The organism is Flavobacterium sp. J27, assembly GCF_004303025.1.
Taxonomy (GTDB): domain Bacteria; phylum Bacteroidota; class Bacteroidia; order Flavobacteriales; family Flavobacteriaceae; genus Flavobacterium.
The window spans coordinates 217,675-231,233 of record NZ_PJQW01000006.1; the positions used below are offsets into that span (position 1 = coordinate 217,675).

General features: G+C 31.0%; 14 protein-coding genes. 9 read left to right on the plus strand and 5 right to left on the minus strand.

The genetic code is table 11. The features are described from left to right. Positions 1-74: 74 nt before the first annotated feature. The 8 genes from CX675_RS10370 (at position 75) to CX675_RS10405 (ending at position 7,224) form a co-directional block, all read left to right on the plus strand. Positions 75-1,937, plus strand: coding sequence for a cytochrome c biogenesis protein CcdA (locus CX675_RS10370; protein ID WP_240723621.1), 1,863 nt, complete (start codon positions 75-77; stop codon positions 1,935-1,937). A 126-nt stretch (positions 1,938-2,063) separates the two neighbouring features. Continuing rightward, a complete protein-coding gene (locus tag CX675_RS10375) occupies positions 2,064-2,609 on the plus strand; it encodes a peroxiredoxin (RefSeq protein ID WP_130735167.1) in 546 nt (181 codons plus the stop codon). 144 nt (positions 2,610-2,753) lie between these two features. Beyond that, positions 2,754-3,209, plus strand: a complete 456-nt coding sequence (locus tag CX675_RS10380) for a thioredoxin fold domain-containing protein (protein ID WP_130735168.1) — start codon at positions 2,754-2,756, stop codon at positions 3,207-3,209. Positions 3,210-3,288: 79 nt separating this feature from the next. Beyond that, positions 3,289-3,933 carry a peptide-methionine (S)-S-oxide reductase MsrA gene (gene msrA / locus CX675_RS10385; protein WP_130735169.1) on the plus strand — a complete coding sequence of 215 codons (645 nt, stop codon included), beginning with the start codon at positions 3,289-3,291 and terminating at the stop codon, positions 3,931-3,933. 52 nt (positions 3,934-3,985) lie between these two features. Next, positions 3,986-4,474 (plus strand): peptide-methionine (R)-S-oxide reductase MsrB, encoded by a 489-nt coding sequence (gene msrB, locus CX675_RS10390; RefSeq protein ID WP_240723630.1) that lies wholly within the window; start codon positions 3,986-3,988, stop codon positions 4,472-4,474. Between the two features lie 78 nt (positions 4,475-4,552). Continuing rightward, positions 4,553-5,554, plus strand: coding sequence for a hypothetical protein (locus tag CX675_RS10395; protein ID WP_130735170.1), 1,002 nt, complete (start codon positions 4,553-4,555; stop codon positions 5,552-5,554). A 67-nt stretch (positions 5,555-5,621) separates the two neighbouring features. Further along, a complete protein-coding gene (locus CX675_RS10400; protein ID WP_130735171.1) occupies positions 5,622-6,485 on the plus strand; it encodes a CPBP family intramembrane glutamic endopeptidase in 864 nt (287 codons plus the stop codon). Between the two features lie 250 nt (positions 6,486-6,735). Next, a complete protein-coding gene (locus CX675_RS10405) occupies positions 6,736-7,224 on the plus strand; it encodes a hypothetical protein (RefSeq protein WP_130735172.1) in 489 nt (162 codons plus the stop codon). A gap of 174 nt (positions 7,225-7,398) precedes the next feature. Here the strand turns inward: CX675_RS10405 and CX675_RS10410 are convergent, their stop codons facing one another. The 4 genes from CX675_RS10410 to CX675_RS10425 all read right to left on the minus strand — a co-directional run bounded on the left by CX675_RS10410 (position 7,399) and on the right by CX675_RS10425 (position 11,533). After that, entirely contained in the window at positions 7,399-8,454 is a 1,056-nt protein-coding gene (locus CX675_RS10410; RefSeq protein WP_130735173.1) for an NAD(P)-dependent alcohol dehydrogenase, read from the minus strand. A 40-nt stretch (positions 8,455-8,494) separates the two neighbouring features. After that, entirely contained in the window at positions 8,495-9,361 is an 867-nt protein-coding gene (locus tag CX675_RS10415; RefSeq protein WP_130735174.1) for a carboxymuconolactone decarboxylase family protein, read from the minus strand. Positions 9,362-9,510: 149 nt separating this feature from the next. Continuing rightward, entirely contained in the window at positions 9,511-10,491 is a 981-nt protein-coding gene (locus tag CX675_RS10420; protein WP_130735175.1) for an aldo/keto reductase, read from the minus strand. A gap of 16 nt (positions 10,492-10,507) precedes the next feature. Continuing rightward, on the minus strand, positions 10,508-11,533 hold the full coding sequence (locus CX675_RS10425) for a Gfo/Idh/MocA family oxidoreductase (protein WP_130735176.1): 1,026 nt from the start codon (positions 11,531-11,533) through the stop codon (positions 10,508-10,510). Between the two features lie 171 nt (positions 11,534-11,704). On the opposite strand from CX675_RS10425, the gene CX675_RS10430 reads away from it, so the two are divergent. Beyond that, positions 11,705-12,616 carry an AraC family transcriptional regulator gene (locus CX675_RS10430; RefSeq protein ID WP_130735177.1) on the plus strand — a complete coding sequence of 304 codons (912 nt, stop codon included), beginning with the start codon at positions 11,705-11,707 and terminating at the stop codon, positions 12,614-12,616. An 18-nt stretch (positions 12,617-12,634) separates the two neighbouring features. Here the strand turns inward: CX675_RS10430 and CX675_RS10435 are convergent, their stop codons facing one another. Continuing rightward, positions 12,635-13,441 carry an AraC family transcriptional regulator gene (locus tag CX675_RS10435; RefSeq protein ID WP_130735235.1) on the minus strand — a complete coding sequence of 269 codons (807 nt, stop codon included), beginning with the start codon at positions 13,439-13,441 and terminating at the stop codon, positions 12,635-12,637. Positions 13,442-13,559: the final 118 nt, after the last annotated feature.

Below are 13,559 nucleotides of genomic sequence, written 5' to 3' on the forward strand. Positions count from 1 at the left end.
AAGGTTTTTATAACCTTAAAATATATCAGAATATGTCTATAAAGAAAAGAATAGTTCTTTTTTCAATAGTGTGTATGTGTTTTTCAGTATTCATGAGTTTCGGACAAATACAAGAAAATCCGGTACAATGGAAAACAACTATTGAACAAGGAAAAGGTGATACATTGCTAGTCAATTTGAAAGCCACTATAAAAGAAGGTTGGCATATTAATAGTCAATTCAATGCTATACCTGACGGACCATTACCTACTGTATTTGATTTTAAAAATACAGATCAATACAGTGTAGTAAATAAGGTCATTGAACCAACACCACTGAATAAAATAGAAAAAATCTATGATAATCAGACCTTGTATTATTTTGAAAAGGAAGTCAATTTTGTTCAAAAAATAATCCCCAAAACAACAGACAGCATTACGATAAAAGGAACAGTAACTTACATGTCCTGTAGCCAGAATATGTGTCTACCACCTGAAACGGAAGAAATAACATTAAAATACCAACCGTTACATGGTTCAACTACACAAGATTCGAATGTATGGTGGTTATTTTTTGGAGGGTTTTTTGGAGGATTTTTAGCATTACTTACTCCATGTGTGTTTTCAATGATACCGCTTACCGTAAGTTATTTTACTAAAAATGGAGGAGTAAAGAAAGCTATTATATATGCCATATCTATTGTTGTCATATATGTAACATTAGGATTAACCATCACTTTGACATTAGGGCCTGATGCTTTGAATGCCTTAGCTAGTAATGGTATTGTAAACCTTATTTTCTTTTTGATTTTTGTACTATTTGCTATCTCATTTCTAGGAGCTTTCGAGATAACACTGCCAAGCAGTTGGTTGAATAAATCTGATCAAATGACCGATAAAGGAGGATTAATTGGAATATTCTTTATGGCCTTTACATTGGCATTAGTGTCTTTTTCTTGTACTGGTCCTATCATTGGGAGTCTTTTAGTAGAAGCAGCTGTTAATGGAAATATTATAGGACCTGCTATTGGAATGTTTGGATTTGCCCTTGCCTTATCGATACCATTTATGGTTTTTGCGGCTTTCCCGACAATGTTGAAAAAACTACCTAAATCAGGAGGTTGGCTTAGTAAAGTAAAAGTAATTTTAGGATTCTTAGAATTAGCTCTAGCTATGAAATTCTTATCTACTTTTGATTTGGTTTATCAGTTAGGTATCCTAAAACGTGAAATTTTCATCGCAGTGTGGATTGTTATTTTTTCTCTTTTTGGATTTTATATGTTGGGGAAATTAAAATTTGAAGAATACGAAAATGAATCAAAAACTTCTATAAGCGGATTAATTTCATCCATTTTGATATTCAGTTTCGTTGTCTATCTGATTCCTGGTTTGTGGGGAGCACCTATAAAACTAGTGAGTGGTTTTTTACCGCCTTCATTTTATAAAGAATGGAATCAGAACACGGGCCCTATGAATTCCAATAGTAGCACTGTTACTACCATAGCCGATACACATTCGCAACCATGCCCACAAAATCTGAATTGTTTTCATGATTACGAAGAAGGTTTAGCCTATGCAAAAAAGGAAAATAAACCTATTTTGCTTGACTTTACAGGATGGAGTTGTGTCAATTGTCGTAAAATGGAAGATAATGTGTGGAGTGATCCTTTAGTATGGGAGAAATTAAACAATGACTATGTATTGATTTCATTATATGTTGATGATACAACTGTCTTACCAGAAAATGAACAAATGATTTCCAAAACGACAGGTAAAAAGATAAAAACAATAGGTAATAAATGGAGTGATTTCCAAACGGAAAAATTTCAAACAAACTCACAACCTTATTATGTTATTATCGATACCAATGGGGAAAAATTAAGTGAACCTGTAGCTTACGAACCTAATGTAACTAAGTATGCTGCCTTTTTACAGGCTGGAATTGAAAACTTTAAATAGTTCAAAATTTCATTCTTCAATCTTGAACCTATTAACCAAATAATTGAACCGATTTACAAAATCAGTCTCTTATTTGTATTGCACCTTTACATTCTAATACTAGTGTGTAATTTAAAATATAAAACTATGAAAAGATTAAAAAAAATGGCAGGTACATTCTTGCTACTAGTAACAGCAATGTTCTTAACAAATTCTAACGCTTTTGCTCAGGAAACATTAAAAAAAGGAGATAAAGCACCTTTATTTACCTTAAAAAATCAAGACGGTCATGATTTTAAATTAGCCGATTATGTTGGAAAGCAAAACGTGATTGTTTTTTTCTACCCAAAAGATGAAAGTGCTGTCTGTACAGCTGAAGCGTGTGCATTTCGTGATGCTTATGAAAAGTTTAAAGATGCTAATGCTGTAGTTGTGGGAATCAATCAAGGAACTATTGAAAGTCATAAAGCTTTTCAAACCAAAGAACACTTACAATTTGATTTATTAAGTGATCCAGGGAATAAAGTGTTGAATATGTTTGGTGTAAAAGAAGAAGATTTGGGAAAAATGAAGCTAAGCGGAAGAGAAACTTTTGTTATAGGAAAAGATGGCGTTATTGCTTATAGTTTCCGAGACTTTATGAATGGGGTTGATCATTCTAAAATGGTGTTATCTTATTTAAAAAATAAATAATAACACTAAAATCTAATTCTAATGAACTCTGAAAAAGTATTTGGAAACTAAACTAATATTATAAACAGGAATAAATTTAAAAATATCGCTGTTATTAGTATTTCTAAATACTTTTTAGATTTCGTTTAGTCTAATTTAAATGTTATGAAAAAATTAAAAATCAATTCGCTTATTTCTTTTTTTAGTTTTTGTTTTATTGTTGCTTTTTCATCCTTTGAAAGTGTTGCTCAAAATAAAACTTCAACGAAAACAGATATAAACTTTAGCGAAAAAACATATGTACAAGTGCTGGAAATAGCCAAAGCAAATCATAAAAAAATATTTGTAGACGCCTATGCCACATGGTGTGCTCCTTGTAAACAACTACAAAAAACAACGTTTAAAGATGCAAAAGCTGCTGCTTATTTCAATAAAAATTTCATAAATATAAGTATTGATGTTGAAAAAGGCGAAGGTTTAAATCTTGCTAAGACATGGGCTATAGAAGGTCTGCCTACTTTACTTATTTTAAACGAAGATGGAGAAATCATCGGTAAACATGTGGGATATGTAGATGGTAATGGGTTACTTGAGTTTGCCAAAGAAGTTTCAAGTAAATAACTGTTTTAAGCCTAAGAAGTAGGTTTTCAACAAAGTTATAATTATCACATAACGTCCGTAAAACATATAAATCAAGTTTATGAAAAAATATTTTTTATTTTATGTATTGTTATTTTATTCCTTTTCTGGATTTTCTGCAGTACGTAAATCTTATATAAATAAACTTACACTAAATGAAGAAGTAGTGATTGAAACCGATACAGTCACATTTGCTTCGGGTTGTTTTTGGTGTGAAGAAGCAAAATTTTCTCAATTGAAAGGAGTGCTAAAGGTTATATCTGGCTATACCGGTGGACATGTAGCTAATCCAAGTTATAAAGAAGTTTGTACCGGAAATACAGGTCATGCTGAAGCGTGCAATATTATCTATGATCCTAAGGTCATTTCTTATGATGAATTGTTAGAAGCCTTTTTTTTATCTCATGATCCTACACAATTAAATCGTCAAGGAAATGATATAGGCACACAATATCGTTCGGCTATTTTTTATCACAATGAGGAACAAAAAGAAAAAGCCGATTATTATATCCGTAAATTAACTGAACAAGAGATATATACTAAACCTATAGTAACAGAAGTAAAACCCTTTACGATATTTTATAAAGCAGAAAAGTATCATCAAGAATACTACAAGAATAATTCGAATCAAAATTATTGTCGCTATGTAATTCAACCTGAACTGGAAAAATTCAAAAAGATATTTAATAATAAACTGAAAGAATAATTTAATGAAAATGAAAATGAAAAGAAAAATTTTTAGCATCCTAGTAACTTTTATGGCTATTGGGAGTTATGCACAAAACATGAAGTCTGATAAAGGACATGAAAATAACCCTTATTATTCCACTACGGATACAACAAAAGTGAATGTATCTGATGCAGAATGGAAAAAAATATTACCTAGAACACTATATTTAGTAGCTCGAAAAAAAGATACCGAGCAACCTTTCACAGGTAAATATTGGAAAAGCGATACCAAAGGAACTTATTATTGTGCCGTTTGTGGCAATGTTCTTTTTAAATCAGATGCCAAATTTGCCAGTAGTTGTGGTTGGCCTAGTTTTTATGAACCTATTAGAAAAAACTGTGTTAAATATGTAGAAGATGATTCACATGGAATGGTTCGTACGGAGGTGCTATGTGGACGTTGTGATTCTCATTTAGGTCATATTTTTAATGATGGTCCTCCACCAACCTACAATAGATTTTGCATGAATTCTATTAGTCTTGATTTTGAACCAGATAATCATTCTTCTAAAAAATAATAATGTAGCTTTTTTATTTTACACATAAAAAGTTACTAACTCCTAAAATTTATAATCCTACTAAATAGTATATACTATATGAAATTAAAACTTTTATTCTTCGGTTTAATTCTTTGTTCTTACGGGCTTCAGGCTCAGAATATGGTCAGCATGTCGTCTATACATCCTGAAGCAGACACACTCAGTGCTGGAAAGAAAGAACTTGCTATCCGTTATCCTGATTTAAGACAATTCAGCGTTACAGTAAATGATTTTGGATACGGTGATTTTGATGCTTCATTAGATGATAATGATGTTGCTAGTGGAAAAATAAAGACTCAACGTATAAGTACTTTTTTTAATTCACCAGCTATTAAATGGCATAAGAATTCTTTATCGGCAAGTGTTTATTATACTTATACTGCTCTTGAATTAAAAGATAGTATAAACACATTACCCAATACAAGTTTAGAACCTTTAACTTCAAACAAAAGCACTTTCGACTTGGCATTGAACTATTCTCGATCAGATAAAATTTTTAATCATCCTATAATTTATTCGTTGGTAGCTAGAGGTATTTCAGATGGTTTTAACAGTTTTAGACGTTTTAATTTTAATGGAAGCTTCAATTTACCGATTAAGAAGACACAAAATACTTCATTCTCAGTAGGACTTTTAGTATTGATAGATCCTTCTTCTCCAGTTCCTGTAGAGCCTATTGTGAATTATTATCATAAATTTATGGCATCAGGAATTGAGTTAATAGTAGATCTTCCAAACGGAATCAATGTAAAAAAAGAAGTTGCAAAAAATGCTTGGTTTATAGTTGGTTCTAATCAACATTCTTATTCTACGTTTTACAATCGATATACTGGACTTTTAAATGGTAAAGTAAGTTACAATACTATTGAGTTGAAAAATGGAGCTAGTTTTGAATATTTGTTTGCTAAAAACATTATGTTTAGTTTAAGTGGTGGATATAATAGCTTTTTCTCTTCCAAAATTTTCAAAGATGGAGAACGCTATAATACTGCTTCTATAACAAGTGATACTAAGGGTAGTTTTTATATAAATGCAGGTTTGTCTGTCCTAACCTTTTAAAAAAATCTGTTGTTGATAAAAAAATAATTAATTTCATAAATAAAACTAAATTTATTCAAAACATAAAATGAAGCTAAATAAATATCCTGTTTTTATGTACCTTTTCTTTACATTAATTTTTAGCAGTGTGGTGTGGATACTTACTTTGCATGCTAAAGATGCTGGAAGAATTGCAAATAGGATGTATGGTTATGGTATTATGTGGTGTCCAACTTTAGCAACTGTCGTTACTTGCTTAATTACTAAACGCAAAATATCAAGTTTAAGTTGGAAATGGGGAAATTCAAAATATCTTGCAACCAGCTATTTTATCCCGTTACTATATTCTTTAGTTGCTTATCTAATTGTTTGGACTGTTGGATGGGGTGAATTTTATAATAAAAGTTTCATTACAAATGTTGCTCATGAACTGGGTTGGACGGTCTTACCCAATTGGGTTGTAATTATTATCTTCTTTATTGTTAATGGTATAATTGGTATGTTTTCTAGCATATCTACAGCATTAGGTGAAGAGATAGGATGGCGTGGTTTTTTGGTTCCTGAATTGAGTAAAAAATTTAATTATACAAGTGTTTCTTTAATTGTTGGAGGTATTTGGGCATTATGGCACTATCCCTTATTAATTTTTGGCACTTATAATAATGGGACACCTTTTTGGTTCGGATTAATTTGCTTTACTTTTTTGGTTGTTAGTACAAGCTTTATTTATACATGGTACCAGATTAAATCTGGAAGTTTATGGACTGGCGTTATGTTGCATGCTAGCCACAATCTTTTTATACAATCTTTTTTTACACCCATTACAGAACAAAATTCACTTTCTCCATGGTATATAGATGAATTTGGTGCTGCTCTACCTTTTGTAACTGTGTTTTTAGCTATATACTTTTGGAGTAAAAGAAAAGAGCTTTCCCCTTATATTGTTGCTTAATTTTCAAAAACCTGCTATAGGTTTAACTATTTAATGAAATAATGAAATAATAAACTATCAAAGATTAAATCCGTTAAAGGTGAATTAGTTACACAATTTAAAATTGCAATAGTCTTATTTTTATAATTCTGAAATCAAACATACTTTAATTTTGACCCAAATTTTATAATAATTGAACTTTTTTAAAAAAACATTCCTGTTTTTGTATTGCAACTTTGTAGTATCAAATAACATTTAAAAAATTAAAATTATGGGATTATCAAACTTAGGCATATTTCATACCCTTATAGGTATAGTTGCTATTGTTGCTGCAATTATTTCTTATATAAAATTTGGCAAAATATACTTAGCTCACAGTACGGGAAAAATTTATTTTTACGGAACCATTATAACTTCATTAACCTCATTGGGGATATTTAATCATGGTGGTTTTAACCGAGGTCATATATTTGCTTTGTTTATTGTATTCTTGGTAGTAATCGCCTATTATTTGCATTTCAAAAAACAAGGAAATAATAAATTTCGCTATTTTGAGAATTTTTTTCTGTCTTTTAGTTTCTTCTTATCTTGGGTGCCAACCATTAATGAGACTTTTAACCGTGTACCTGTTGGACATCCTTTAGCTAAAGGGCCTACTGATCCTTTAATTGCGAAAACTTTACTCGTTTTTTTAATTTTATTTATTTTTGGGTCTGTATTTCAATTTATAAAGCAAAAAAGAAGTAACAAGTCTCTATAGTTACAAGTGATATATCTAGAACTGTAAAAAATAAGTTTTGCTTATTATGTATGAATAGCTTAGCTTATAAAAGACTGTGTATATACACAAATTTGGCTATAAAATAAAGATTTTTTTAGTCTGCAAAGTTTTTAAAGAAAAAGCCAAATCTTACGATTTGGCTTTTTCAATGAATTATTGTAGTGACTTCATATCAATTACAAAACGATAACGAACGTCACTTTTTAACATGCGTTCATATGCTTCGTTGATATCTTGCATTTTAATTAACTCAATTTCGGAAACAATGCCTTTTTCTCCACAAAAGTCTAATAATTCTTGTGTTTCTGCTATGCCTCCAATAACCGAACCAGCAACAGACTTTCTTCCTAAAATCATTGGTACGGTATTTAATATTGGTTCTAATCCTCCTAAATACCCTACTAAAACTAATGTTCCGCTAATATTTAGAGTGGTTATATAAGGATTTACATCATGTACATAAGGAACTGTATCAATAATAACATCAAATTTTCCTGAAACAGCTTTCATTTGATTTTCATCTGTAGAAATAACCACAGCGTCTGCCCCAAGTTCTAAGGCATCATTTGTTTTGTTTGGTGTTCTAGAAAACAAGGTTACTTCTGCTCCTAATCCTTTGGCTAATTTAATAGCCATGTGTCCTAATCCTCCTAAACCAACTACAGCTACTTTAGAATTTGGCCCCACATTCCAATGTCTTAATGGTGACCAAGTTGTAATTCCAGCACATAATAAGGGTGCTACGGCTGCTAAATTTAGATTTTCTGGGACTCTAAGTACAAAATGTTCGTCTACAACTACTTTTTCAGAATACCCCCCAAAGGTTTGACTGTTTAAATGTTTATCACGACCATTATAGGTTCCAGTAAAACCATTTAAACAATATTGTTCTAAATCTTTTTTACAACTATCACAAGTATGACAACTATCTACCATACAACCCACAGCAGCAAGATCGCCTATTTTAAATTTGGTTACACCATCTCCCACTTTTGTAACTCGTCCTACAATTTCATGTCCAGGAACAGCTGGATAAATAGTTCCTCCCCAATCGTTTCTTGCCGTATGCAAATCGGAATGACATACACCACAATATAAAATAGTTATTTCTACATCTTTTAGCGTTACTTCTCTACGCTCTATGTTCATTTGTTTTAAATCGGCTTCTATAGCTTCTGTACCATAAGCCTTAACAATTGTTGTGTTCATACTAGTTTTTGTTTATTTTAATTCAAATTAAATTTTATTTTTATTTTGACGGGAATACCTCATTTAAGCAATTGATGGCATGGATTGTTCGAGAATACCCTACATAAGGTAATAATTGGGTCATTAGATTGATTAAATCTTGACGTGAATTTCCTACGTTAGCATTTCCTTTAATATGGTCTTTTATTTGGCTTTCAGTTCCTCCTAATGCAATAAGGAAAGAAAGTGTTATCATTTCTCTAGTCTTGGTATCCAAACCTTTGCGAGTAATGTAATCTCCAAAACAATTATCTGCTAAATAGTGCTGGATATGAAGGAGATCTTTTGGGACATTTTTGCAAAAATCGTCTATTTTTTTACCAAAAATTTCTTTTTGAATGGCTAAACCTTCCTCTAATCTCGTTTCTGGAATTGTTGTAGCTTGACTTTTTAAAGGTAAGGAAATATTATTTTCGTTGAAAATCGCATTGGTACTAAAAATAAAATCAATTACTTTAGACATACCTACATAAGGAACAGATTGATATAAAACCTCTTTAATTTCGATAGGTGTAATTCCAATGTTTAAAGCCGCTTGTACATACATTTTATATTCTGTTAGGGCTTGACTTCCAATAGTTGAAGCTAAAATTACTAGCACTCGGGTTTTGGTTTTCATGTTATCGTGCGAAATCACTTCATCATAAGCAAAATTGTCAAATATTTCAATTAAATCAGGATCTGTATCTTTTAATGAAGAAGGATAATTGGGCCATAATTGCTCGTGATGCATAATAGCTTTAGGAGTTAGTGTGTTTTCAACTTCATAAACTGGTGTTTTACATTTGTTGTACATAGTGTCGTTTATGGAGTCAAACTGTTCGGTTTTATCTTGATTATAATCGATTATCATAGTAATATGTTTCATTAAATTATTATGTAAGGCTCTGTGCCAATGGTTACCATTTTTTAGTGTTTTACGACATCGCCTTTTTGAATGAATTGAATTGACTTTCCTTTTCTAGATTATATCCTATTTGATTAGTTTTATGCTATAATAGTTTTGGTAAAACACTTTTATTTGTTTACAAATTTTGTATACTCTATAGGATATCGTTCCCCAACGATTTTAATATTTTCTAAAGCAACTGTAATTTGTGTTATATTTGTTTCTGATAAGTGAATAGTAGTACTGCCAATATTTTCTTGTAATCGGTGAATTTTTGTAGTTCCAGGAATAGGAGCAATCCACGGTTTTTGAGACAATAACCAAGCTAAAGCAATTTGTGCTGGTGAAGTTTTTAGATTTGTTGCTATTTGTTTTATCAAAGAGATAAGTGCTTGGTTAGCCTTTCTATTTTCTTCACTAAATCGAGGTAAAGTATTTCTAAAATCAGTACTTTCAAATTGGGTGTTTTCATCAATTGCGCCTGTTAAAAAGCCTCTTCCTAGTGGACTAAAAGGTACAAAACCAATACCTAATTCTTGAAGAAATGGTAGGATTTCATTTTCAGGTTCGCGCCAAAACATAGAATACTCACTTTGTAAGGCTGTTACGGGTAAGACTGCATGTGCTTTTCTTATGCTTTCCACACTAGCTTCGCTCATTCCAAAATGTTTTACTTTTCCTTCTTGGATTAGCTCTTTTATCGTTCCAGCAACCTCTTCAATGGGTGTATTTGGATCTACTCGATGTTGGTACAATAAATCGATAACATCTGTTTGAAGGTATTTTAATGAATTTTCAACTACCGTCCTAATTCGTTCTGGTCTGCTATCTAAACCTAATTTTGGATCACCTTCTTTAAAACCAAATTTAGTAGCTAAAACTACTTTATCCCTAAATGGTTTTACCGCTTTGCCTAATAATTGTTCGTTACCACCTTTACTATATGCTTCCGCAGTGTCATAAAAAGTGATTCCTAAATCATACGCTTTTTGGATTAATTCTATTGCTGTTTTTTCTTCCGTTGCTCTTCCATAAGCAAAAGTTAATCCCATGCATCCTAATCCTAATTCGGAAACTTCTAGTCCTTGTCCTAATATTCTTGATTTCATAGTTTTATTTTTTATGTTATACTAAAACAACTTTTTGATTTTGAGAACTTTCTTTGGCTAGTTCAATTATTCTTGTGGTATTGAAAGCTTCCAAAGCAGTAGCAGGAACTTTTTTATCTTTAGAAATGGCTTCGTATAAATCATCATAAAAATGGAGATAATTTCCTGCAAGCGTTGGGTAGATTCCTTTTAAATTATGGGTTACTAAAAGACCATCTAATTCATTTGGTTCAGTTCCCCAATCTGCGCGATTTGGTTTTTTACCTAATTTTAATTGGTCTTCTTGAATATCACCACGATGTTTTAAAAAACTACCCTTTTTGCCATGAAGAACATAAGAAGGTGCTAGTTCTTTTACCAATAAACTAGCTTTCAGTCGTACGCGTTTTTCCGGATAAAACAATAGGATATCAAAATAATCGTCAATTTTTGAATTGTCTCTTGTTTTTCTAACATCGGCAAACAATTTTTTGGGTAACCCAAATAATACCAAAGCTTGATCAATAATATGTGAACCTAAATCCATTAAAAGCCCAGTTCCAGGATTACCGTTTTCTTTCCAAGCTTTTGCACTAAGTTGCGGATTGTATCTTTCAAATCTAATTTCTGCTTCAACAATGTCTCCTAAATGTTGTTCATCCAAAACTTTCTTTACTGTGGTAAAATCGCTGTCATACCTTCTGTTTTGATAGACACAAAGTTTGACGTTGTTTTTTTGGGCTAGCTTATGTAGTTCTTCTGCTTCTTGAGAAGTAGTTGTAAAGGCTTTTTCAACCAAAGCATGTTTACCCGCTTCTAAAACTTTTTTGGTGAATTCATAGTGTGTATCTATAGGAGTATTCACTACAATTAATTCAGCATCACTGTTTAAAATAGCCTCAAACGTATTAAAACTTACGGTCTTTGGATAATCATGTTCAATATTTTGGTTACTTCTTTCCCAAGCACCAACTAATTCATAATTATGGTGTGCTTCAATAAAAGGCGCATGAAATAATTTTCCTGAAGCTCCATAAGCCAATAAACCTGTTTTTATTTTCATAAGAATCTGTTTTTTATTTTTTCTTATTTCAGCTTAATGTTACAAATTTCCGAATAGCTCTTAAAGTTATGGTTATATAGATTACAGAATTACTTACCATTATTACTGATGTTAGATTGATATAAAGTTACTAAAGGTTTAATGATTAAATTTGTTAAAAAAATACACACTATGAATGAGGTTTTATTTTTTAATTCGGTAAGTGATTACAATGATTCTTGTGGAGTAGAAACATTGCATCCTTTAATTAGTATATTGGATTTATCAAAATGTCCTCCAAAAAAATGGCAAGCTGGAACGACTGTAAAAATGAATTTTAGTATTTATGCCATGTTTTTAAAAGAGGTAAAATGTGGTGATATTCGATACGGAAAAAACTACTATGATTATCAAGAAGGTACTTTAGTTTTTATTGGACCAGGACAAGTTTGGGATGTTGCTTATGAAATTTCATATTATCAGCCTACAGGGTATGCGTTGTTATTTCATCCCGATTTAATTCATGGTACTTCTTTGGGGAAAATTATTCAGGATTATCATTTTTTCTCTTATCAAACACATGAAGCATTACATCTTTCAGAAAGAGAAAAAAAAACCGTTTTAGATTGTTTTGAAAACATACAAATTGAACTCAGTCGAAGTATAGATAAACACAGTAAAAAATTAATTGCGTCTAATATTGAATTACTTTTAAATTATTGTGATCGTTTTTATGACAGACAATTTATTACTCGTGAACAAGTTAATGTAGGTCTTTTAGAAAGATTTGAAGATTTATTAAAAGATTATTTTTCTTCAGATAAACCACAAGTTATTGGTTTTCCTTCTGTAGCCTTTTGTGCTGAAGTTTTGCATTTATCATCAAATTACTTTGGAGATTTAGTTAAAAAAGAAACGGGAAAATCGGCTCAAGAATATATTCAGTTTAAAATGATTGATCTAGCCAAAGAAAGAATTTTTGACGATTCAAAGACAATTAGTGAAATTGCTTACGAATTAGGTTTTAAATACCCACAGCATTTTACTCGTTTGTTTAAACAAAAAGTAGGGATGACCCCTAATGATTTTAAAAGGATGAATTAAAAGAGAAGAGTAGTAGTTTTATTGTATTAATTTTGTGGGTGGAAAGCCATATTGTTTTTTAAACGCAAAAGAAAAATGAGAAAGGTCTTCAAAGCCTACTTCTAAATAGATTTCTATGGGTTTTTTATTCTTTTGGGTTAAATGATAATGGGCTAACTCTAATCTTTTTTTTGTTAGCCATTTTTGAGGGGTTGTTTTAAAAAGCTTTTTAAAATCTCTATTAAAGGTTGATACACTTCTACCTGTTAAATACCCCAAGCGCTCTAATGACATGTTGAACATGAAATTTTTTTCCATAAAATGAAGTAAGTCTATTTTTCCAGGCTTATCAAAATGGGCTAAAACCTTGTCTATATTTTGATCTATTTCCCTTAGAATGCTAATTGCTTCCGTTATTTTTATGTTGGCAATATTTTCTGGGAAAACTCCTTCCATTTCAAAATATGGAATTACGGAAGAAAGACAACTTTTAAGTAAAGGATGATTTTTGAAACTGTATACTTTTTGTTCGGGAATTCCTATTTTCGTTGTTTCTTTGTTTTCGTAAAACTGTTTTAACCTTTCTACTGATAGATGCATAACTACTGTTTTATGTGGTTGTCCATTAGTAGGATAATTAATTATAGTAGCTAATTGATTTCTTGGAATTAAGAAAATATCTCCTGTTTTAAAATGATAGGTCGCATCTGCCTGAATAATTTTTGTTTTGCCAGAAATAAACCAAATTAGCATGTGTTGTTCAAAAATGATATCTGATTTGAAAAATTTATCTTCATAGCTCGAAAGCTTAATATCTTGTGTTATGTATTTAGCCTGATACTCCATGAATTTGCTGTCGTAAATTTGTGTTTTACAAAAATAATTAATTAAATGATTCTTATCATTTGTTTTTATTAAAGCATTTAGCCTACTTATTTTTGATAAGCAGGCTATTTTATTTGGC